The sequence below is a fragment of the Rhodoplanes sp. P11 genome (genome assembly GCF_964266735.1).
Lineage (GTDB): Bacteria > Pseudomonadota > Alphaproteobacteria > Rhizobiales > Xanthobacteraceae > Rhodoplanes > Rhodoplanes serenus.
On the sequence record NZ_CAXWGY010000020.1, the window covers coordinates 208,602 to 227,530 of the forward strand.

At 73.0% G+C, this 18,929-nt stretch carries 15 protein-coding genes; all 15 read right to left on the reverse strand.

Annotation, left to right across the window (positions count from 1 at the left end; all coding sequences use genetic code 11):
* Nucleotides 1-19: 19 nt before the first annotated feature.
* The 15 genes from ACFQUV_RS22560 to ACFQUV_RS22630 all read right to left on the reverse strand — a co-directional run bounded on the left by ACFQUV_RS22560 (nt 20) and on the right by ACFQUV_RS22630 (nt 18,904).
* Nucleotides 20-1,321 (reverse strand): TRAP transporter large permease, encoded by a 1,302-nt coding sequence (locus tag ACFQUV_RS22560; RefSeq protein WP_129611203.1) that lies wholly within the window; start codon nt 1,319-1,321, stop codon nt 20-22.
* A gap of 11 nt (nt 1,322-1,332) precedes the next feature.
* Entirely contained in the window at nt 1,333-1,788 is a 456-nt protein-coding gene (locus ACFQUV_RS22565) for a TRAP transporter small permease (RefSeq protein WP_129611202.1), read from the reverse strand.
* Between the two features lie 274 nt (nt 1,789-2,062).
* Entirely contained in the window at nt 2,063-2,539 is a 477-nt protein-coding gene (locus ACFQUV_RS22570) for a cytochrome c-type biogenesis protein (RefSeq protein ID WP_129611201.1), read from the reverse strand.
* Nucleotides 2,540-2,546: 7 nt separating this feature from the next.
* Nucleotides 2,547-4,526: a heme lyase CcmF/NrfE family subunit gene (locus tag ACFQUV_RS22575; protein WP_129611200.1), complete on the reverse strand. Its 1,980-nt coding sequence runs from the start codon at nt 4,524-4,526 to the stop codon at nt 2,547-2,549.
* Nucleotides 4,523-5,041 carry a cytochrome c maturation protein CcmE gene (ccmE, locus tag ACFQUV_RS22580; RefSeq protein ID WP_111383290.1) on the reverse strand — a complete coding sequence of 173 codons (519 nt, stop codon included), beginning with the start codon at nt 5,039-5,041 and terminating at the stop codon, nt 4,523-4,525. The genes ACFQUV_RS22575 and ccmE overlap by 4 nt, the downstream gene beginning before the upstream one ends.
* The gene (gene ccmI / locus ACFQUV_RS22585) at nt 5,038-6,510 is read right to left on the reverse strand and encodes a c-type cytochrome biogenesis protein CcmI (RefSeq protein WP_129611199.1); all 1,473 of its coding nucleotides are present in this window, start codon (nt 6,508-6,510) and stop codon (nt 5,038-5,040) included. The genes ccmE and ccmI overlap by 4 nt, the downstream gene beginning before the upstream one ends.
* A 443-nt stretch (nt 6,511-6,953) precedes the next feature.
* On the reverse strand, nt 6,954-8,372 hold the full coding sequence (locus ACFQUV_RS22590) for a hypothetical protein (RefSeq protein WP_129611198.1): 1,419 nt from the start codon (nt 8,370-8,372) through the stop codon (nt 6,954-6,956).
* A 123-nt stretch (nt 8,373-8,495) separates the two neighbouring features.
* Nucleotides 8,496-8,990 (reverse strand): RT0821/Lpp0805 family surface protein, encoded by a 495-nt coding sequence (locus ACFQUV_RS22595; protein ID WP_207211586.1) that lies wholly within the window; start codon nt 8,988-8,990, stop codon nt 8,496-8,498.
* Between the two features lie 135 nt (nt 8,991-9,125).
* Nucleotides 9,126-10,499 (reverse strand): sensor histidine kinase, encoded by a 1,374-nt coding sequence (locus ACFQUV_RS22600; protein WP_129611197.1) that lies wholly within the window; start codon nt 10,497-10,499, stop codon nt 9,126-9,128.
* A 5-nt stretch (nt 10,500-10,504) separates the two neighbouring features.
* A complete protein-coding gene (locus ACFQUV_RS22605) occupies nt 10,505-11,176 on the reverse strand; it encodes a response regulator transcription factor (protein ID WP_111386741.1) in 672 nt (223 codons plus the stop codon).
* Nucleotides 11,177-11,438: 262 nt separating this feature from the next.
* On the reverse strand, nt 11,439-11,855 hold the full coding sequence (locus ACFQUV_RS22610; RefSeq protein ID WP_129611196.1) for a PepSY domain-containing protein: 417 nt from the start codon (nt 11,853-11,855) through the stop codon (nt 11,439-11,441).
* 221 nt (nt 11,856-12,076) lie between these two features.
* Nucleotides 12,077-12,691 (reverse strand): 3TM-type holin, encoded by a 615-nt coding sequence (locus tag ACFQUV_RS22615; protein ID WP_129611195.1) that lies wholly within the window; start codon nt 12,689-12,691, stop codon nt 12,077-12,079.
* 16 nt (nt 12,692-12,707) lie between these two features.
* The gene (locus tag ACFQUV_RS22620) at nt 12,708-13,481 is read right to left on the reverse strand and encodes a glycoside hydrolase family 108 protein (protein ID WP_129611194.1); all 774 of its coding nucleotides are present in this window, start codon (nt 13,479-13,481) and stop codon (nt 12,708-12,710) included.
* A 58-nt stretch (nt 13,482-13,539) separates the two neighbouring features.
* Nucleotides 13,540-15,000 (reverse strand): DUF2793 domain-containing protein, encoded by a 1,461-nt coding sequence (locus ACFQUV_RS22625; protein ID WP_129611193.1) that lies wholly within the window; start codon nt 14,998-15,000, stop codon nt 13,540-13,542.
* Between the two features lie 25 nt (nt 15,001-15,025).
* Nucleotides 15,026-18,904: a glycoside hydrolase/phage tail family protein gene (locus tag ACFQUV_RS22630; RefSeq protein WP_129611192.1), complete on the reverse strand. Its 3,879-nt coding sequence runs from the start codon at nt 18,902-18,904 to the stop codon at nt 15,026-15,028.
* Nucleotides 18,905-18,929 lie beyond the last annotated feature (25 nt).

The following is an 18,929-nucleotide window of genomic DNA, read 5'->3' on the forward strand; positions in this document are numbered from 1 at the left end:
CCGCTGGCCTCGACGGCTTTCAGCGGATCAGCTTCAGCCAAGTCGGCAGCGCCAACGAGATCGCCGGCACCAGCGCCAGGATCGCGATGCGGACGAAATCCACCACCACGAACGGCACCAGGCCGCGGAAGATCACGCCGGTCGGAACGTGCGGCGTGAAGGCGCGGAGCACGAAGACGTTCATCCCCACCGGCGGGGTGATCAGGCTGATCTCGGTGACCACCACCACCAAGATGCCGAACCACACGAGATCGAAGCCGAGGCCCTGCACGATCGGATAGAACACCGGCACCGTGAGAACGATCATCGAGATGCTCTCCAGCAGGCAGCCGAGCAGCACGTAGATCGCGATCATCATGAAGATCACGGCCAGCGGATGGACCCGGTAGGCCTCGATCAGCGCCACGAGATCGGACGACATCGAGGTGAAGTTCACGTAGTTGGCGAAGATCAGGGCGCCGAGCAGCACCGCGAAGATCATCGCGCTGGTGCGGGCGGAATCGACCAGCACCTCGACGTAGTCGTAGACCCTCAGCTCGCGCCGCGCGAGGGCGATCAGGAAGGCGCCCGCCGCACCGATCCCGGCCGCCTCGGTCGGCGTGAACACTCCGCCGTAGATGCCACCGAGCACGACGCCGAACAGCGCGAGCACGCGCCACACCTCTCGCAGGGCCACCAGCCTGTCGCGCACCGACACCCGCTCGCCGCGCGGGCCGGCGGCGGGGTCGCGCCAGGTCGTCCAACGCACCGCCCCGACATAGAAGAGCGTCGCGACGATCCCCGGCAGGACGCCGGCGGCGAACAGCGCGCCGATGCTGGTGTCGGTCATCAGCCCGTAGAGGACCATGATGACCGAGGGCGGGATGAGGATTCCGAGTGTCCCGCCCGCCGCGATCGAGGCGGTGGCGAGCCCGGGCTTGTAGCGGCGCGCCTCCATCTCGGGCAGCGCCACCCGCGCCATGGTGGCGGCGGTCGCCAGGCTCGAGCCGCAGATCGCCCCGAAGCCCGCGCAGGCCACGATGGTGGAGGTGGCGAGCCCGCCCGGCCGGTGGCCGACGAAGCTGTAGGCGGCCGTGTACAGCTCCTTCGACAGGCCGGACCGCGTCACCAGGTTGCCCATCAGGGTGAACAGCGGGATCACCGACAGCGTGTAGAGCCCGCCGGTCTGCATCACGGTCTGCACCGTGGAGGAGATCGCTGCCGGCAGCGACTGGGTCAGCGCCAGCGCCCCGAAGCCAACGAGGGCCATGGCGAAGGCGAGCGGCACGCGGCACGCCGCCAGCGCGAGCAGAACCAGGAACGCCAGCAGCGCGTCGATCATGGCGGCTTTCGTCAGGGTGAGCGGGGGAGAAGGGCGAGGCAGAGATGAACGATCGCGGTCGCCAGCAGTGCCGCCGCCATCAGGAAGACCGGAAGCGCGGCGGAGAACTGGAGCGTCGCGCTGGTCTCGCCGCGCTCGGCGAGTCGCAGACCATGAATCACGAGATGCCAGACGAGACAGACGAGGCCGGCCGCGACCGCGCCGTTTGCCAGGCGGTCGAGCACCGCGACGGCGCCGGCCGGCAGCACGTCGTCGAGATAGTCGATCGATACGTGGATGCGCCGCGCCGAGGCCCCGGGCAGCGCCATGAAGATGGTGCCCACGATGGCGAGCTCGACCAGCTCGATGCCGGCGGCGATCGGCCGATTGAAGGCGTAGCGGAAGAACACGTCGACGGTGACGACCGCCACCATCCCGCCGAGCGAGGCTGCGGCGAGAAGCTGGGTGAGGCGGATCAATCGGCCCATGCGGCTCCCTTTCGGACGGCCGAATGCTTCTCCGCGACGCCTCCCCTCTCAATCCTCATCGATGATGAACCGCGTGGCGGTGGGCACGCAACCGTGCCGTCGCGGCGTTCGCACGGCCGGTGTGGCGGCCGGCGACCATCCTGATCAGGGCATCCTCGCGGCGCAGTCTCTGCTTGGAGTGGCGGTCGGCCGCGATCCGGCTGGTCCGGCACACATCCGACGTCGGAACGCTCGTGCTTGCCGGTTCGTGCGGCAAGCGGACGATACGCCCGCCCTACCCTTTCGTCAGCTCGGCGAGCTTGCGCTTCTCCTCGTCGGAGAGCGGCGGCGCCGCGGTGACGGTCACGGGCGCGCCGGCGCGCCGGCGGCGCAACGCCACCACCAGGCCGGCGACGCCGGCCAGCAGCACCGCGGCGGGCGCCGCCCACAGCAGCGCGGTGTGCCAGGAGAAGCGCGGCTTCAGCAGCACGAACTCGCCGTAGCGCTTCACCAGAAAGTCGATCACCTCGGAGTCGCTGTCACCCTCCTTGAGGCGCTCGCGCACCAGCAGGCGCAGGTCGCGCGCGAGGCCCGCGTCGGAATCGTCGATCGACTGGTTCTGGCAGACCAGGCAGCGCAGATGCTGCGAGAGATCGCGGGCGCGCTGCTCCATCGTCGGGTCGGGCAGCATCTCGTCGGGCTGCACGGCCACGGCTGGAGCGGTCAGGCCGAGCATGAGAACGGCGACGACGACGAGCGACAGCGTCCGCATCACGGTCTCACTCCGCCGGCTGGGCTGCGAGCCGGGCCTTGGAGGGCCGCGGCGCACCGACACGAAGCCGGCGGTCGGACAGAGACAGGCCGCCGCCCACCGACATCACCAGCGTGCCGATCCAGATCAGCAGCACCAGCGGCTTGTCGTAGGCGCGCACCGCCACCCGGCCGTCCGGCTCGAGATCGCCGAGCGACACGTAGAGCTGGCCGACGCCGTGGCGCATCAGCGCCGCCTCGGTGGTCGACATCTCGCGGCTGGTGAAGGCGCGCTTGGACGGCGTGAGCGTGGCGATCGGTACGCCGCCCTCCCGCACCGTGAAGCGCACCAGCAGCTCGCGATAGTTCGATCCCTGGCGCTGGTCGAGCCCGTCGAAGACGATCTCGTAGCGGCCGACGGTCGCCACGTCGCCGGTCTTCATGGCGGTGATGCGCTCGATGTTCCACTGCGACTCGCCGACGACGCCGAGCAGCATGACGCCGAGCCCCGCATGGGCCACCGCGGTGCCCCAGGCCGAGCGCGGCAGCCCGACGGCACGCCGCCACGCGATCGCGACCGGCAGCCGGAACAGGCCGATGCGCTCGACGATGTCGATCGCGGCACCGACGATGACGAACACCGCGAGCCCGATGCCGAGCGGCGCCAGCACCGGCCGGCCCTGGAGCGCGAAGGTCACCGCCATCGCCAGCACGGCGGCCGCCAGCGCCGTGAGCAGCCGCTGGGCGACGCCGAGCAGATCACCGCGCTTCCAGGCGAGCAGCGGCCCGAACGGCACCGCGATCAAGAGCGGCACCATCAGCGGCCCGAACGTCATGTTGAAGAACGGCGCGCCGACCGAGATCTTGGCGCCGGTCAGCGCCTCCAGGGCCAGCGGATAGAGCGTCCCGACGAACACCGTGGCGCAGGCGGTGGTGAGGAACAGGTTGTTGAACACCAGCGAGCCTTCACGCGACACCGGCGCGAACAGGCCGCCCTGGCGCAGCATCGGGGCCCGCCAGGCGAACAGCGTCAGGCTGCCGCCGATGAACAGCACCAGGATCATCAGGATGAAGACGCCGCGAGCCGGATCGGTGGCGAAGGAGTGCACCGAGGTGAGCACGCCCGAGCGGACCAGGAAGGTGCCGATCAGCGACAGCGAGAAGGTGAGGATAGCGAGCAGGATGGTCCACACCTTCAGGGCCTCGCGCTTCTCCATCACCAGGGCGGAGTGCAGAAGCGCGGTGCCGGCCAGCCACGGCATCAGCGAGGCGTTCTCGACCGGGTCCCAGAACCACCAGCCGCCCCAGCCGAGCTCGTAATAGGCCCAGTACGAGCCCATCGAGATCCCGAGGGTGAGGAAGATCCAGGCGATCAGCGTCCACGGCCGCACCCAGCGGGCCCAGGCGGCATCGATGCGGCCGGTCAGCAGCGCCGCCGCCGCGAACGAGAACGACACCGAGAAGCCGACATAGCCGACATAGAGCAGCGGCGGATGGATGGCGAGGCCGATGTCCTGCAACAGCGGATTGAGATCGCGCCCTTCGACGGGCGCCTGCGCCAGCCGCGCGAACGGGTTCGAGGTGAGCAGGATGAAGAGATAGAACGCGATGGCGATGATCGCCTGCATCGACAGCACGGCGGCGTGCAGCGCCGCCGGCACGTTGCGGCCGAGGAGCGCCAGCAGCGCGCCGAACAGTGCCAGGATCAGCACCCACAGGAGCATCGAGCCCTCGTGGTTGCCCCACACGCTGGTGACCTTGTAGATCAGCGGCATCGTCGAGTGGGAGTTCTCGGCGACGTTGAGGACCGAGAAGTCGGACTGGACGTAGCAGGCGGTGAGCGCCGCGAAGGACAGCGTCACGAAGGCGAACTGCACCAGCGCGGCCGGCTTGGCGACGCCGAGCAGAGCCGGGTCGCCGCTGCGCAGGCCGAGGAGCGGCACGGTCGCCTGCGCCACCGCGAGCACCAGCGCCAGCACCAGGGCATAGTGGCCGAGCTCGGCGATCATGGCGTCGCTCCCGCACGGGCCGGCGGCGCCGCGGCGCTGCCGGCGGACGAGGGCGAAGCGCCGCCCTCCGATGCCTTCTTGTCGTAGTCGCTCTGCCAGTGCCCTTGCTTCTTGAGGGCGTCGGCCACCTCGCGCGGCATGTACTTCTCGTCGTGCTTGGCGAGCACGCTGTCGGCCTTCACGCCGGTGCCGTCGAGCACGCCCTCGGCGATCACGCCCTGCCCCTCGCGGAACAGGTCGGGCAGGATGCCGCGATACGCCACCGCGATGGTGTTGGCCCCATCGGTCACCTGGAAACGGACCGCGAGATTGTCGCCGCGCTCCACCGAGCCGGGCGCCACGAGCCCGCCGATCCGCAGCCGCGTGCCGGCCTGCACCTTCTTCTCCACCACGTCGGTCGGCGAGTTGAAGAACACGATGGTGTCGTTGAGCGCGGTGAGCACCAGGCCGACCGCGACCGCGAGCACGGCGAGGCCGCCGGCCAGGAGAGCGACGCGGCGCTGCTTACGGGTCATCGAGCGTCTCCAGACGATCCAAGAGGCAATCCCAGCTCCTTCACGACGGTGTCGAGCCGGGCGAGCTTGTCGGCCGCGCCGGCCAGCGCCCGGCGGGCATCGACCACGGCGGCGGTCGCCCGCTCGCGGTCGCCGAGTGCGACGTGGCTGCGCACCAGCCGAATCCAGCCTTCGACGTCGGAGCCGTCGGCGGCGAGGCGGTCGGCGAGCCGCGCCACCAGGCCACGCATGCCGGCATCGTGGTCGGCGGACGGGTCGGCCGAGGCGGTGGCGGGCGTGCCACCCGGCAGCGCCGGTAAGGCGAGGCCGGCGGGGGCGCCCGCGGGCGCCGCGACCCGCGGACCGGCCGGTGCGGCGGGGGCGGCTGGTTCGATGCGCAAGGACCGCACCTCGGCATCGAGACGGACCAGCTTGTCGGGCGCATCGGCCAGCGCCTTGCGGGCCTCGGCGAGGGCGGCGCGGGCCTTGTCGGGCTCGCGCATCACCATATGGGCGCGCACCAGCCGCAGCCAGCCGTCGACGTCGCCGCCGTTCTGGCGCAGCTTGGCGGCGAGCTGATCGATCATGCCGCGCACCATGGCGCGCTGCTCGTCGGTCAGGGCGCGCGGCACGTCCTCCTCGGCGCCGTCGAGGCCGGCGAGCGCGGTGCGGACGAAGCCGGTCCACGGCGCGTCGGCCGGGGCACGATCCAACAGCGCCTGCCAGATCCGCCGCGCCTCGTCGGGCCGGCCCTCCTGCCTGGCGGCGAGGCCGAGATAGTAGGCGGCGGAGACGTGCTCGCGGTCGAGCACCAGGGCGCGCTCGAACTGCTGCTTGGCGGCAGCCGTCACGGTGCCGCCCGCCTGACCGACCAGCGCCTCGCCGAGATCGGCGACGCGGTCGCCGGTCTCGCCCAGGAGCCGGATGGTGTTGCGGTATGCCTTGGCGGCGTCGTCGAAGCGCTCCAGCCGCATGTAGGCGGGGGCCAGCACGGCCCAGCCGCGGCCATCGTCGGGGTTGCTGCGCAGATGCGCCTCCACCCGCGGGATCATCGCCGCCATCGCGGCGTTCTCGTCGGTGGCCGACCCCTGCCCGGCCTGGAGCCGGGCGAGCCGCTCGGCCAACGGCTGGCCGGGCAGTTCGGGCGAGCCGGTGGCGAGATAGTAGCCGAGGCCGGCGAGCGGCAGCGCCACCAGCACGGCGGCGGCGACCCGGCGGACGAGCGGCGCGGCGCGCGGCGGGGCTGCGCTGTCTGACGGGGCCGCCTCGGCGGCGGCGATCAGCCGACGCGACACCTCGACGCGGGCCGCCTCGGCCTCGGCCGGCGCCAGCACGCCGGCCGCGAGGTCGCGCTCGATCTCGTCGAGCTGGTCGCGATAGACCGCCACGTCGTCGCCGGCGCGCGGCGGCGCCGGGCGCCGCAGCAGCGGCCACAGCGCCGCACCGAGCGCAACCGTGGTCATCAACGCGAGCAGGAACGGAAACGTCATGGCGGGACCCTAGCCGGTGGTGTCGTCATTGACCATGACGAGCCCGGTCGCAACCTTGGGAAATGTCAAACAGACCGGCCGCGGTGGGCGCCGCCCGATAGGGCGGGAAGGCGGCGAAAATGGGGGATGACGGAACGCCGACCGGGGACCCGGCGAGCGAGCGGCATCAGGGTCCGGGCGGAGCCGGGCGCGGCGCGAGACGGAGGAGGCAAAGGAGGAGGCAGAAGGCGGCAGGAGGAGACGGCGGGGAGGCTCGACGGGGCGGGCGACGACGGCGGGAGACCAGCCGTCGCGAGAACCCAGGGGGGAGGACGCAAAGGGGAGAACGTAGAGGGAGGACGCAGGAGGGAGGCCGAGCCGCGAGGACGCAAGCAGGTCCGGCGGACGATGATCGTGCGCCAGGAACGCCGGCCCGGGGCGGGCTTGCGGCGGCCGGAAGCCGCTCAGGCTTTCGCCGTCTTGGCCTTGCGCTCGCTGTCGACCGCCACCTCGGCGGCCCGTCCCAGCAGCACGGCGTAGTCCTCGCCGAGGATCTTGGCGCAGAAGCGCGTGGCGGCATCCATCTGGGCCTGACGGTACGGCAGCTCGGCCGCATCGCAGGCACGCAGCACGTCCAGGATGGCGCGCGAGCCGTTGTCGAGCTGAGTTTGCAGCTCGGACAGCACCCGCAGGGTAATCTCGTTGAGGGCGAGTTCGCTCGCGGAGTTCTTGCAGGCCGAGAGAAAGCGAAGCAGGTCCTCGATCTCGCTCACCTCGCCCTGGTCGACAGTGGCGCCGCGCGGAAGATGCTTCCCGGGCACGATGCGGATGACCCGGCGGACCCGGCCCGGAATGGTCTCCAGCTCGGACTTGAAGGTGTCCGCCACCCCGGCCCGCACGGCGGCGAGCTGGCGCGCCGGCCCGGAGCCCGACACCATGTTGACCTCGCTGCGCAGGCCGCGCACCGCCTCGTGGATCTCCTTGAGGCGCTCGATGGCACGGTCCATGTGGCCGCGCCGGAACTCGCGCACGAGATCGCGCACCATGCGCTCGGTGTCGGCCAGCACCATGGTGAGCGCCAGCCCATAGGGGCTCTCGGCGATGCGATCGGCCTTGTCGGACTGCACCGCCCGCACCGCCACCCGGACGAGCTGCCAGGGCGCCCCGACGCGGTTCATCGTCAGCACCAGGGCGAAGCGGAACAGCTCCTTGCTCCGCGCCTGGGCGCCGTCCAGCGCGGCGACGATCTGGTCGAGCTGATCGCCCGAGAACGAGCGGATGCGCGACGGCAGCCGGCCGCCGATGGTGGCGATGGCGTCGCGGTGACGCAGGATGCCGTGAACCTCCCGGACATCGTCCTCGGCCCGCGGGGTGCCGACCCGAAAGGCGATCCGGCGGCGCGCCTTGTCGTCGCGGCCAGCGGCCTGAAGGGCCTCGTCGAGACGACGCACCACCTGGTCCTGGAAGGCGCGTGCGGCCTGCTCGGCCCGGCCGGCATCCTTGGCGGCGAGATGGCGGGACACCTCGGCCAGGTAGGTCTTGGCCTCGTCGGGCGCGATGTCGCCGGTGATCCACTCCCACATCGGGCCGAGGGCGGCGCGCGGCAGCCGCCCCTCGTGGGCGATCTCCGGCTCGTCGTCGACGATGAACGGCTCGACCGGGGCGAAGAACAGGCGCGCCGGGCTGCCGGTGCGATCCGGCACCGGGTCCTCGTCGCGCAGCACCTCGCGCAGATGGGTCAGCAGCAGGTCCGGAGCGGGCAAGTGGTCGTGGCCGTTCTGCAAGCCCCGCTCCACCTCGGCCATCAGCATGGCGCGGGCTTGGGGCGAGAGAGCCCGGAGATACGCACGCAACTTCTCGGAGGCTTGCTCCTCGCCCGCCATCCACGCACCTTGCCGAACGGACTGTCCTGGCTCGGGTATAGAAGCGCGGTCTGAAGAACCTGTTAAGCGCTGCCGGAGCGGGCTCGCCGCGCCGGCAGGAGGGTCGCGATCAGCCGACCCGGATCACCCGACCGGGGTCCACGACCCGTCCGGGTTGCGGCAGGCGGTGCCGCGGGCGGTCTGCGGCCGGCCGTCGATATAGATCGTGTGGGTGAATTGGCGGCAGTTCATCCCGCCCTGGTCGTAGGCCGGGCCCGGCACGATGGTGCCGTAGCGGCCCGAATCGGGATTGCGCCAGCTCACCGGGGCGCCGGAGCGCCCGGTCTCCAGGGCCGCCATCTGGGCCTCGTAGGCGCGGCGACGGTCCTCGTCGTCGAGCGCGGCGCCGATGCGGTTGCCGATCAGGCCGCCGATGGCGGCGCCCGCGATGCCGCCGGCGATCTTCGAGCCGGCCCCGCCTCCGGTGACGGCGGCCCCGAGGGCGGCGCCGCCGAGCGCCCCCAGCATGGTCCCGGTGTTCTCCCGCGGTCCCGCTCCGTAGGGATCGCCGGCACACCCCGCCAGCCCCAACGCGACCACCAGGGCGGCCGACGCGGCCACCTTCGACAACGGTGTCATGGATTCCCCGCTCCTCCGCGCGCGCCCGATCCGGGCGCAGCGCCCCACATCTCCTGTGCCCCGACAAATAGGCCGAAAATGGGCCGATCCTGCGGCCGATGCGCTCGTCCAGCGACGGCGCGGCGCGCCGGCCCCCTACCCGGCCGGCAGCACCAGCTCGGCCCGCAGGCCACCGATCGGCGCGTTGGAGAGTGTCAGCTTGCCGCCGTAGAGCCCGGCCAGCTCGGTGACGATGGAGAGGCCGAGACCGGAGCCCGGCTTGGACTCGTCGAGCCGCCGGCCCCGACGGGCGACCTGCTCGCGCTCGTCCTCCGACAAGCCCGGCCCGTCGTCGTCGACCACGATCAGCAGGCCCGCGCGGGCGCGCGGGCCGGGCGGCGGCGCCGGCCTCACCTCGATCGAGACCCGCCCCTCCGCCCATTTGCAGGCGTTGTCGACCAGGTTGCCGACCATCTCCTCGAGGTCCTGCCGCTCGCCGACGAAGCGCAGCGTGTCGGGCACCTCGGCATCGATGACGAGGCCGCGGTCGTGGTGCAGCTTCTCCATGGTGCGGGCGAGCGCGGTGACCACCGGCCGCACCTCGGTGACGGTGCCGACCACGGTGAGGCGGGCCGAGAGGCGGGCGCGCTCCAGATGGCGGGTGACCTGATCGCGCATGATGGCGGCCTGCTCGCGCACCTTGCGGGCGAAGGGGTCGTCGCGGCCGGCCGCCTCGTTGACCATCACCGAGAGCGGTGTCTTCAGCGCGTGCGCGAGATTGCCCACATGGGTGCGGGCGCGCTCGACGATCTCGCGGTTGGCTTCCAGCAGCGCGTTGGTCTCGCGGGCGAGCGGCGCGATCTCGTGCGGGAAGTCGCCTTCGAGGCGCTCGCTGCGACCGGCCCGGATCGCCGCCAGGCTCTCCGAAATGCGCTTGAGCGGCGCCAGGCCGAAGCGCACCTGGAACATGGTGATCAGCAGCAGCACGGCGGCTAGCATCACGAAGGTGATGCCGAGCGCCTTGTCGAACGAGCGGGTCTCCTCGTCGATCTCCTGCGGGTCGCCGGCGACCGATACCAGGAACCGCCCCTCCTCGCCGAGATCGACGGTGCGCTCGACCAGCCGCAGGCGCTGCTCCTCGGGGCCGCCCACATAGGCGCGGCGGCTACCGTCCGGCCCCGGCACGATCGCCTGGTCGGCCAGATGCGGCAGCGTCGAGTCCCACAGCGAGCGCGACGAGCGGGTCTCCGGCTTCGGGGCGCCGAGCCGCGAGATCTGCCAGTACCAGCCGGACAGCGGCAGCTCGAACAGCGGCTCGCCGAGCCACAGTGGGCCGCGCTCGTTCCCCTCCTCCGGGGCCGCGACCTCGGCCACCAGGGTGCGCAGATAGACGCCGAGCCGGCGGTCGAAGGAGCGCTCCACCGCCTGCCGGTACAGCGACGACAGGCTGATGCCGGTCGCCAGCAGGATCACCACGGTCCATGCGGTGGCGGAGAGGAACAGCCGCAGCGCGAGCGAGTTGGCGCGCATGGGGGTCAGCGGGTCTCGCCGGGCGGGGCCAGCAGGTAGCCGAGGCCGCGCACCGTCTGGATGACGTCGACCCCGAGCTTCCGGCGGATGCGCCCGACGAACACCTCGATGGTGTTGGAGTCGCGGTCGAAGTCCTGGTCGTACAGATGCTCGACCAGCTCGGTGCGGGAGACCACCCGGCCGGTGTGGTGCATCAGGTAGGAGAGCAGCCGGTACTCGTGAGAGGTGAGCTTGACCGGATCACCATCGACGGTCACCCGCCCGGTCCGCGAGTCGAGCCGCACCGGCCCGCACAGGAACTCGGACTTGGCATGGCCGACCGAGCGGCGCAGCAGCGCCCGGATGCGGGCCAGCACCTCCTCCAGATGGAACGGCTTGGCGACGTAGTCGTCGGCGCCGGCGTCGAACGCCTGCACCTTGTCGCTCCAGCGGTCACGGGCGGTCAGCATCAGCACCGGCATGGTGCGGCCGGAGCGCCGCCACGACTCCAGCACCGAGAGGCCGTCCATCTTGGGCAGGCCGATATCGAGGATGATGGCGTCGTACGGCTCGGTCTCGCCGAGATAGTGGCCCTCCTCGCCGTCGGCGGCGCGGTCGACCGCGTAACCCGCGTCGGTCAGCGCGGTGACGAGCTGGCGGTTGAGGTCGGGATCGTCCTCGACGACGAGGAGCCGCATGGTCGTGTCTGTCCGTTCGGCGTCTGTCAGCCGGTTCGGCGTTCCGCCGCAGGATCGGCGCCACAGCCCGCGACCCGGCGGGCGTCTGATGCATTTTTAGGACGACGGGACGCACCTGTCCAAATCTTGGTGGCCGGGTCTTGGTGGCCGGGCGGCCGGTCCGGGTTCAGTCGCGGGTTCGGCGGTTCATGGCTCGACGGTGATCCGGCTCGCGTCATGGCTTCTCGGGTCACCGCCGCGTGCTCGTCATCGGGGCCCGCCGTCATTTGGCCGAGACGAGCGTCCCGGTGCCGGCATCGACGGTCGCCCGCACCAGCTTGCCGCCGCGCGGCAGCACCGTGAGGATGTAGACCAGCCGGCCGTTCTGCTCGCACAGGCGCGCCCGCAGGAGCTCGCCGCGCCGCGCCTTGACGGCCTCGGCCGCCTTGGCGAGCGGCACCACCGTGTTGGCGGCGCTGCGGGTGCGCTGCTCGGCGCGGCTGAGGCAGCGCAGGCCGGGCGAGCCGACCATCGCCTCCGCCCCGCTGGCCGGCGTCGCAGCCCCCGGCGTGGCGGCCGCCTGGGTGCGCGCCTCCGGATCGGCGGCTCCCACCGGATCGGCGGCACCGGCGGGGCTTAGTCCCACCCCCACCACTGCGAGCACGATGCCGAACGCCACCGGGATTGTCTGCCGCGTCATACTGGTCGCCGCGTCATGTCTGCCTCTCCGGCCGGGGACTCGCCGGAGCCGGTCTGCGCCCGATCCGCGTCAACATTACGGTGGGGGCCGCGTCGCTCCACCCTATCGGGAGGATGAAGGTAGGGCACCGTCGTCCGCAATGGAGACGATCCCGGATGGACACAAGGCCGTGAACGGCATCGCGGTGGCCCGGCGGCGGGCGGGCCGCGAGGCGGTCGAGCTCAGCGGCGGCGCTGCACGGTGCGCGCCACCCGCTCGATCACGGTGGGCACCGGCTCGCCGGTGAGCAGCGCCTGCTTTTCGCGCGAGCGGCCGTTGACATACACGCCGAGCACGGCGAAGCGGGCGCCCCAGTAGAGCGTCAGCAGGCCGGTGGCATTGATGGCCGCGTTGAGCGGGGCGACGTCGCCGCGGGCCAGCGCCCCGATCAGCACGAGCCAGAAGGCCGCGCATTCGAGGGTCAGCTCGAAGGCGTAGAGCGGTCGCCACCACCGCTGCACCACATCGCCGGCCGCCTGCTCGGCCCGCATGGTGGCGTTGGTGGCGGCGACCGCGGCAGCCTGCGCCTCGGCCTCCGCCCGGACGATGGCGGCGAGCGCCGGCCACCGCGCCTGCACGGCGTCGTCCGCCGCCGCAAGCCGCTCCTCCAGGGCCGGTGCCGGGGTGGTGCGCAACGCCGTGTCGACCGCCGCGGGGGTCGGCTCGACGCCGAGCGCCTCCGCCACCACGCCGCCGATCGCCTGCCCGATCAGCCCGCCGAGCGGCCCGCCGAGGGCGGTGCCGATGATCGGTGCCCCCGCCTTCACCAGGGCTCCGCCGAGATCGCGCCAGTCCATGCCACTCCTCCCGTTCTCAGCCGTCGATTCCAGGCGCCGCGGCGGGTACCCCGGCGACCGCCGGCCGGCCGCGCCGACGCCAATGCAGCGCCACCCCGATCGCCACGGCGACCAGCACGAGCGCGACCGCCAGCCCGGCGAGCGCCCAGGGCGGCGCATCGGCGAGCCATCCGCCGGCCCCGGCGCCGGCGCCCGCAGCGGCACCCGCCGCTGCCACCATCCCGCCGGCCGCCGCCGCCCCGGTGATGGGCCGCCGCGGCGGAGCACTCCGCCCGGACGCCATCCTGAGCGCCGTGGCCCGCACCTCGGCCACCCGTCGACCCCAGCCGCGGCCGAACACCGGCCAGGTCTTCAGCCGCCGCAGGAAGGTGAGACGCTCGTCGCAGATCGCCGTGACCAGGGCGGCGGGATCGCGCCGCGCCACCGCCGCGATCACCGCAGTAGTGACGGCATGCTCGCGGTCCGGCAGGCCGAGCAGCCGGCGCAGAACGCGCCCCGCGCGGCCGATGCCGGAGTTCACCCCGTAGTCGAACACCGCGTAATCGACGCCGGCCGGCAGGTCGTCGCAGCGCAGCGCGTCCCAGTAGCGCGCCCGGTAGATCGCCTTGGCCTGATCCACCGTCATGACCCGCACGTCGGCCGCGGTGCCGCCGGGATCGATGAAGCGGCGATAGTCGTGGATGGTGATGCCGTGCTTGGTCGGCCCGCCCGGATCGGAGGGATGGTTCGTGTAGCCGCCTTCATGGACGAGCAGGCGGCGCAGCGCTTCGTCGTAGGTGTGCGTGGCCATGGGGATCTCCGCAGGTGGAGGACGGACGGCGCGCGCGGCGGTCGGACCGCGACGGCGATCAAGCGATCTGGCCGCCGGTCGCGAGCGCGCCGGGGCTGCTGCCGGGCAGCACAGTGCCGGGCGCGATCAGCACGCTGTTGGCGTCGATGATGTATTGCGGCCCGTTGATGCTGCCCGCGAAGGTCGCCGGCGTCAGGATCAGCTCGGCAATCGCGGTCAGCCCGATGACGGCCTGGGAGAATGCCGGGGTGCCGATCGCCGTCACGGTGACGGACTGCGCCGAGACGATCGAATTGTTGGCCGCGCGGTAGTGGTTCCGGCCGCCGCCCGAGATCGTGTAGGCGCCGCTGATGCCGAGATAGCTCATGCGGCGGGCGAAGAGGTGATCGCCCGCCGGGCCGGTCGCGCCGAAGTCCATTGGGCCCTGCACCATCACGCTGCTGAAGCGCGCGGCGTCGATCAGCACGCCCGCCATCGACGTCAGCTTGAAGCCGCTCGCCGTGAACTGGGCGCCGTCCTCGCCGCGCATCACCGAGGTGGCGTCGGCTGTCTGCATCACCACCCGGGTGGGGTCGGTGGTGTCGCCGATCAGCGCGAGCGCGTCCGGCCCGCGGGCGCCGACCAGCGGCCCCCTGACGGTGACGCCGCCGAACACGCCGGCATTGCCGGCCCGGATGGTGACGGCGCGGCCGGCGAGATCGAGGGTCTCGCGCACCACGTCGACGGCGCACTGGAAGGTGCGGAAGGCGCCGCCCGGCGAGTTGAGGGCACCGACGTTGGTGTCGGACCCGTCGGTGCGCACGAAGTACTCGCGGTCGGCGGTCAGCACCTCGCGCGGCCCGCCGGTCGCCGGGAAGAAGACCCGGCCGGAGGCGCGGTCGATGCGGAGGGCGTCGAACCAGGCGGCGCCGTCCGGCGACACCTTGAACCGCAAGTCATCATCACCCGCGAGCCCGATCTCGGCGCGGCCCGACCACGCGGTCTGCATCAGCAGCGACAGCGTCCCGGCCGCGCTCTCCTTGTTGAGCTTGTAGCGCAGCGAGCCGTCGCCGCCCTCGCCGACGCCGCGCGCGGCCCACAAGGCATTGTTCAGCTTCACGGCGAACGGATTGCCGGCATCCGCGGTGGTGCCGACCCCGAGCATGCCGAGATTCTGGAGCGCCGCGCCGGTCAGCCCGGTCTCCACCACCGGGCGCCACGCCGCGCCGGTCCAGGCGAGCAGAACGCCCTCGTCGGCCACCCAGCACAGCCAGCCGGGCCGCGGCGCGTAGAAGTCCCAGCCGCCATCGACGTAATGGGCGATCTGCCCGGCCCGGCCGGCGAAGCCGCCGGCGGCCCCGGTCGGGACGAGATAGCGGTCGCCCTCGGCGGGTGCGGCCGGCGGCGCGGCGAGGTCGCGGTCGGCGACCGCCAGCATCACCAGCGCATCGAGCCGGTGCAGGGCCTCGTTGTGGGTGACGTGCTTCTGGGCCTGCGCGGCCGCGAGCGTCGGCAGGCCGAGATGGGGCGTGTCGGTCATCGGGTGATCCAGGAACGAGGGAGGGTCACACCGCGAGGGTCGCGGTGGTGGGGACGCCGGCGCCGACCGTCGCCGAGAGCTGGGCGACACGCACCGTCAGGCTCGCCTGCGGGGCACCGAAGTCGGCGATCTCGTCGGCGGCCGGGTAGAGAACCGCGGGGGTGTCCGTCGCCAGGGTGCGCCGCACCGCGGCGCCGGCCAGGACGTCGATCCGGTAGGCTTCGCGCTCCTCACCGAGCGGCACCTCGGCGGCCTCCCACGAGTCGCCGTCGCGACGGGTGCGGCGAACCCACGCGAGGTGCACACCGGCGACGCTCCGCCGCGCCCGCAGATGCACGGGCGAGAGCGGCCGCAGCGCGGTCGGCTGCGCCGTCAGATCCACCGTGACGGCGCTCGGATCGCCGTGGTGGCGATCGGCCGCCACCACCCGCAGCGTCATTGGACGACCGAGCAGATCGATGCTCTGGGCGACCGCCGTGACGGCCGCGTCCAGCATCACGAAGCCGGCGCCCGCCGGCAGCGATGCCGTGACCGCGTGCTCGGTGCCGGCCTGGCCACGCAGAAGCCGCGACAGCCGCCAGGTCCGCGTGTCCACCAGCTCGGCGGCGGCGAACTGGATCACCTCGCAACGGCCGTCCGCGCCTTGCAGCACCGCCGCGTTGGCGCCGCCGAGCAGCGCCGCGTCGGAGACCGCCGCGAGCATCCCGCCGGCGAGGCGGACCCGGAAGGCGGTACGGCGATCGAGCCGGCCGGTGGGGCCGGCCGGCACCGGGTCCAGCGTCTCGCCCATCAGGGCCGGCGCCGGGATCACCGCGACGCGCTCGAAGGTCTCGCCGTCGAAGGAGCGCCATACCGCCATGGCGCGCGGCCACGGCGAGGCGACGACCGCGATGCGGGCCAGCACCGGCGCGGTGTCGGCCGGCAGACCCGGCAGGTCGAGCACCGTGACGGCGGCCGGCCCGACCGGATCGGGCATCGGCGGGGCCTCGCGCGGCCGCGGCCGCAGCGGCAGGGCGAACACCTCCGGATCGATCGATCGCGCCGTCACGGCCCGCGCCGCGCCGTCGACGAGCTCGCCGATCTCGACGAGGCGGCGGCGGCCCGCGACCGTCAGGGCGACGACGTCGCCCGGCATCAGCGCCAGCCGCGACGGCGGCAGCGCGAAGCTCGCCCGCTCGCGGCCGGCCCACAGATCCTGGAGCCGGATCTCGGCCCGGCGCTCCGCCTCGGCCCGCTCGACGACGGCGGCGAGATCGGCGTGCAGCACCCGGGCGGCCCCGCCGACCAGGCGGCGCGACTGCACGGCGGCGCGACGATAATCGGCGGCGCCATCGGTGAAGCCGAGCGACACCGCGTGCGGCAGCTCGGTCTCCTGCGCCCGCACCAGGCGGACGGGGGCGCCGCGCTCGGGCAGCACCAGATCGTCCTCCGACAGCTCCGCCACCGGCGCGCCGCCGCGGTGCCGGAACGCCAGGGTGGCGCCCTCGGCGACGGCGTCGAACGCATAGGCGGCGGCGAGCGGCTCCAGCGCGGCCCGCACCGTCATCGGCCGGTCGATCACATAGCCGTCGGGCCCCTCGCCGAGCCGGCCGCTGTCGCAGCCGGCGACGCCGGCATCGGCGAGCATCGCGGCGACGAGGCCATCGAGCGGAGCACCGCCGAGCCGGCCGCAGAGCCAGTGCCCGGTCTCCCAGTTGGCGGCGTCGCTCCAGATGTCGGCGGCGGCCGGGAACACTGGCCAGGGCCGCGCATCCCAGGTCCACAGATGGATGGCCGCCGGATCGATCATGCGGCCGCCATAGAGCGGCGACATCGGGTTGTCGGCCTCGACGGCGCCGAGCGCGGGATCGAGGCGGGTCAGCACCGCTTCGAGAAAGCGGCGCTGCATCAGGTCGTCGCGGCGCCCGCTGGAGAACCACGGCCGGCCGCCTTCCGACGACTTCTCATCGGGAAAGATGCTCGGCTGGTTGGCGCCCTTGTCGACCGCCGGGCAGCCGACCTCGGTCAGCCAGATCGGCTTCGATCGCGGCACCCACGGCGTCGCGGTCGCCAGCTCGACGCCACCCACCCGCTCGTGGTGCGGGCCCGCCCAGAAGCTCCAGATGTCCTTTTGGCGGAACATCCACGGCTTGCCGAGCCCGTCGGTGATCGGGGTGCGGAGCTGAGCCGCACGGGCGGCGGCGTTTGCGTAGAACCAGTCGAAGGCTTCGCCGGCGTGGAGATGGCGGGCGAGGTACGCACGATCGTGGATAGCCTCGGCGAGCCCGCGGTCCAGATGGTCGGCGGTGTCGCGCCAGTCGGCGAGCGGCGCGTACCAGTCGATGCCGATGGCATCGATGGCGGGCGACGCCCACAGCGGATCGAGCGGAAAGCGCACCTCGCGGGCCGCAGCATCGACCACGTGGGCGCCGTACTCGGTCCAGTCGGCCGCGTAGGTGATGCGGGTGCCGGCGCCGAGGATCGCCTTCACCTCGGCGGCGAGCGCCGCCAGCGCCGTGACGGCCGGATAGACGCCGGACGCGCTGCGCACCCGGGTGAGGCCGATCAGCTCCGAGCCGATCACGAAGGCATCGACGCCGCCGGCGGCCAGCGCGAGCTGGGCGTAGTGCAGCACCATGCGGCGATAGCGCCAGGCGCCCGGCGCGCCGGCCCCGAAAAAGGCGTCGACCTGGGCGGCCGCCGCCGCGGTGCCGTCCGGCGAGCCGGGCCGTCCCGGCGCCGGATCGCAGGTGATGCGGCCGCGCCACGGATAGGCCGGCTGCGAGGCCGCGCCGGTCCACGGATCGGGACGGCCGTTGCCGGGCGGCAGGTCCATCATCACGAACGGGTAGAGCGTGACGGCGAGACCGCGCGCCTTCAGCTCGGCGATCAGCGCGCGCACGCTCGCGTCCGACGGCGTGCCGCCATAGGCCGGGCGGCCGTCGATCTCGGAGACGCGGGGCGCGGCGGCGCGCGTCAGGCCCGCCACCGACCAGGCGGCCGGATGGGTGCGCTTGATGGCGGAATCGACCGCCGGCCGGACCTCGCAGACGCCGGCCCGCAGGTCGGTGCCGAACCAGGAGACCACCACGGCGACGCGGGCGACGTTCGGGCACACCGCCTGGAGATCGTCGAGCGCCGCCTCCACGTCGGAGGCCGCGGTCGCGACGTGCCGGTTCTCGGCGCCCCACTGGCCGTGCTCGATCTGGCGCACCATCGCATCCGGCGCATAGCCGAACTCGGTGGAGCCCGGGATCAGGGTGACGGCGCGCACCATCCGCTCCAGCGCTCCGACCGGCCGCACCACCTCGAAGGCGAGCTGCGGGATGCGATTGCCGAAGCGGGCGAGCGGCAGCCGCTCGAACACCACATAGGCGAGACCGCGATAGGCCGGCGCGCCGGCGGCGCCCTGCTTGGCCACGATCAGCGGATCGGCGGCCTGCGCCTCGTCGCCCCGGTAGAGGCGGACCGCGAGGCCGGCGAGATCGAGCGGCGCGCCGTCCGCCCAGATGCGGCCGATGCGGCCGATCGGCCCGGCGCACACCCCCACGGCGAGATTGGCGAAGTAGCTGTAGGTGGTGGTCGTGGTGCCGCCGCCGCCACCGCCCATGCCCTTGCCGCCGCCCTCCTCGGGCGTCGTCGTGGTGGTCGCCACCTCCTCGATCGGGGTCGCCCAGATCACCTGGCCGGCCAGGCGGGCGCGGCCGTAGACGCGCGGGATCGGGGCTCCTTCGGTCGACGCCATCACGTCGAGATCGGCGAGGCGCGGTCCCTCGCGGGTGCGCTCGGCGCCGTCGCCGACGAGCGCCCGATCGAGAGCGCCGCCGACCAGGGCGCCGGCGAGCCGCCCGGCGATCGCCCCGAGGGGGCCGAACAGGGCGCCGCCGAGCAGGCCGCCGGCGGTGGAGAAGACGAGCGACGCCATGGGAGAGCCTCGGGTCGACGGCCGA

Excerpts from the sequence above, each read along its gene's own strand:
- ccmI (WP_129611199.1), bottom strand. The coding sequence starts at position 6,510 with ATGACGTTTCCGTTCCTGCTCGCGTTGATGACCACGGTTGCGCTCGGT.
- ACFQUV_RS22610 (WP_129611196.1), bottom strand. The coding sequence starts at position 11,855 with ATGACGCGGCAGACAATCCCGGTGGCGTTCGGCATCGTGCTCGCAGTG.
- ACFQUV_RS22600 (WP_129611197.1), bottom strand. The coding sequence starts at position 10,499 with ATGCGCGCCAACTCGCTCGCGCTGCGGCTGTTCCTCTCCGCCACCGCA.
- ACFQUV_RS22590 (WP_129611198.1), bottom strand. The coding sequence starts at position 8,372 with ATGGCGGGCGAGGAGCAAGCCTCCGAGAAGTTGCGTGCGTATCTCCGG.
- ACFQUV_RS22565 (WP_129611202.1), bottom strand. The coding sequence starts at position 1,788 with ATGGGCCGATTGATCCGCCTCACCCAGCTTCTCGCCGCAGCCTCGCTC.
- ccmE (WP_111383290.1), bottom strand. The coding sequence starts at position 5,041 with ATGACCCGTAAGCAGCGCCGCGTCGCTCTCCTGGCCGGCGGCCTCGCC.
- ACFQUV_RS22595 (WP_207211586.1), bottom strand. The coding sequence starts at position 8,990 with ATGACACCGTTGTCGAAGGTGGCCGCGTCGGCCGCCCTGGTGGTCGCG.
- ACFQUV_RS22605 (WP_111386741.1), bottom strand. The coding sequence starts at position 11,176 with ATGCGGCTCCTCGTCGTCGAGGACGATCCCGACCTCAACCGCCAGCTC.
- ACFQUV_RS22615 (WP_129611195.1), bottom strand. The coding sequence starts at position 12,691 with ATGGACTGGCGCGATCTCGGCGGAGCCCTGGTGAAGGCGGGGGCACCG.
- ACFQUV_RS22630 (WP_129611192.1), bottom strand. The coding sequence starts at position 18,904 with ATGGCGTCGCTCGTCTTCTCCACCGCCGGCGGCCTGCTCGGCGGCGCC.
- ACFQUV_RS22625 (WP_129611193.1), bottom strand. The coding sequence starts at position 15,000 with ATGACCGACACGCCCCATCTCGGCCTGCCGACGCTCGCGGCCGCGCAG.
- ACFQUV_RS22620 (WP_129611194.1), bottom strand. The coding sequence starts at position 13,481 with ATGGCCACGCACACCTACGACGAAGCGCTGCGCCGCCTGCTCGTCCAT.
- ACFQUV_RS22560 (WP_129611203.1), bottom strand. The coding sequence starts at position 1,321 with ATGATCGACGCGCTGCTGGCGTTCCTGGTTCTGCTCGCGCTGGCGGCG.
- ACFQUV_RS22570 (WP_129611201.1), bottom strand. The coding sequence starts at position 2,539 with ATGCGGACGCTGTCGCTCGTCGTCGTCGCCGTTCTCATGCTCGGCCTG.
- ACFQUV_RS22575 (WP_129611200.1), bottom strand. The coding sequence starts at position 4,526 with ATGATCGCCGAGCTCGGCCACTATGCCCTGGTGCTGGCGCTGGTGCTC.